The organism is Leyella stercorea DSM 18206 (assembly GCF_000235885.1).
GTDB classification, from domain to species: Bacteria; Bacteroidota; Bacteroidia; order Bacteroidales; family Bacteroidaceae; genus Prevotella; species Prevotella stercorea.
In genome coordinates this window covers 1-2130 of sequence record NZ_JH379410.1, presented here as the reverse complement: position 1 = coordinate 2130, position 2130 = coordinate 1, and the positions used below count along the sequence as shown (strand labels likewise).

At 33.2% G+C, this 2130-nt stretch carries 2 protein-coding genes and 1 pseudogene; all 3 read right to left on the bottom strand.

The features are described 5' to 3' along the window. Nucleotides 1-558, bottom strand: a pseudogene (locus tag HMPREF0673_RS05225) (FRG domain-containing protein); the annotation flags it as partial. A 335-nt stretch (nucleotides 559-893) separates the two neighbouring features. Next, a complete protein-coding gene (locus HMPREF0673_RS05220) occupies nucleotides 894-1538 on the bottom strand; it encodes a hypothetical protein (RefSeq protein WP_007899005.1) in 645 nt (214 codons plus the stop codon). Nucleotides 1539-1551: 13 nt separating this feature from the next. Beyond that, on the bottom strand, nucleotides 1552-2130 hold a 579-nt coding region (locus HMPREF0673_RS14500), incomplete at its 5' end, for an RHS repeat-associated core domain-containing protein (RefSeq protein ID WP_007899004.1).

Below are 2130 nucleotides of genomic sequence, written 5' to 3'. Positions count from 1 at the left end.
ATCATAAGTGTAGCCCAGTTTTTTACTTCTTAGATACGATGAAGTGTTGGAGTCCAAAGGAACATATCTTTCCGGATTAGCGTAGAACAGAACAATACTGAGTTTTCCCTTTCCGACACTTTTAATGTTCAATGCCGTTTGAAAAAGTTTTTCATCTACTTTCCCTTCTTTTACCTGTCCGAACAATTCCCATAATACATTTATATCATTGTTGTCCCTGATTGTCTTCCATGGGAATAGATGCACTTTCATGGGATGTGTTGTCGGGATGCCTGATACATCTGTCGGTTCTGGACATTTAAAAGGTAGCTTACGCCTTAAATCCTGTAAGATTTCAACTCTCCTTTCATCGGAGTGAAACTTGTTGAGATACGCCAAGAATGTGAACGGGTCTATTTCTTGCAGTGTGATCTCTTTGCCTTTTTCTGTGCCATCGCGAAAACCGGTAATACCGATTTCTTTTAGCGTAGATATAAGTTCTGGCTGGCTATTCTGTTTTCCAAATAGCCAATCGGATAATTCTTTATAGAATGGTATCCATGTAAATTTCTCGTCCATTGTATTGCAATTACTAATTTTATTTTTAAGAAAATACAAATTCAACGTTATTTACTGGAACAGAATAATTATTTATTGATGTTAGGTATAGAGTTAGCCATCGCAGTTTGTCTTACTGTCTGATTGTGTTCAATTTAAAAAATATATTCAAAGAACAAACCTATATTATGGTAAGACACTTATAACACAAGGATAATGATTATTTGTTTATTATCCAACGATATATACATAAGATTGCGCACTACTTAAACTATTATATCCCTCGGCCATAAAAATACTATTACCATTTACCAATATCTAAATTATCATATAATTGATAGCATTCTCCTTTATAGCTATAGTTTAGGAGATCTCCACCAGTCAATAGTTCCTATTTTTATTCTTTCAAGTAAGCCTTGATTATATATATAATCATATTCAGTTTGCCCATTCCAACCTTCTGAATATCTATAACTTTTGGTTACAAGACCTCTTTCATACTTATAAACTGTTACAGCCCAATTTTGTTTATTACTTGATAGGACAAGATCTATTTGTATATCATTTGTAATCGGAGTTAATATTCCTAATGAAATTAGTTTATTGGGTAAGCGACTTGAATAATACGTGCAGATTGTAAAATATTGTACAATACCATTTTTTTTATACTCATATACTTTAGAATTAACTCCTAAATCTTTCCCATTTGATTTTTGCATTAAAAGTAATCTTGTATCTTCTGAAAAACCAAATGAAAATACGTTTGCTCTATTAAATCGATCTGCAAATTCTATATCTTTCAACAACCGTCCTTGCTTCAATTTATTTAGTTCATGATAAAAAGGAATAGGAGAATAAAATTCATCATTAGCAAACTGCCACTTTACTACTTTTTGCTCTTGTTCTAATAGCAAAGCCTCAAATGTAACAATGTTTTTACACAACTCTTCTGCTAATTGTTGCTTTATGATTGCAATATCTTTATTATTAATAATGTTCATACATTCTATTTTTTTAATGACATCCTACACTATTTTTCCAAGTCCCATTTTCCATGCGCTTTCCAATATCTTCCAAAACTTTTTCAATATCCAAACCTTTTCTTTCCGCATTTCGTAGTATCTTATATATTAACTTATCATTCGCAGAACTATGAATATGTTTACCAGCATGATAATTTCCTGTATTAATTGCGGATATTTTACCGGGATGATTTGGCATCGCTGTTTGATTAGGATGTGTTCCCCATAATCTTGCTCCATTAGCTGCTGAGTTTGGAGATAATCCTGCTCTTTCTAAAATGTCTCGTGATAATTGTGTATATGGGTTCCTGTCATCATTCAACTTAACAATGTGATGTGCTGTTTGCCCTGGTTGTAAAGCTCGTCCAACTTCGGTTAAAGCTTTCTCTAACCAATATGTCTGACTTAATCCAAATAAGTCGATCCAACTATTAGAATCATGTACATAGGCATATTGATTAATACCACCCAATAACCCTATAGGATCTTGATTCAGGTAAGCTCCGGTTGAACTATCGTAGTACCTGAACCTGTTGTAGTACAATCCCGTTTCTTCATCCTCGTACTGCCC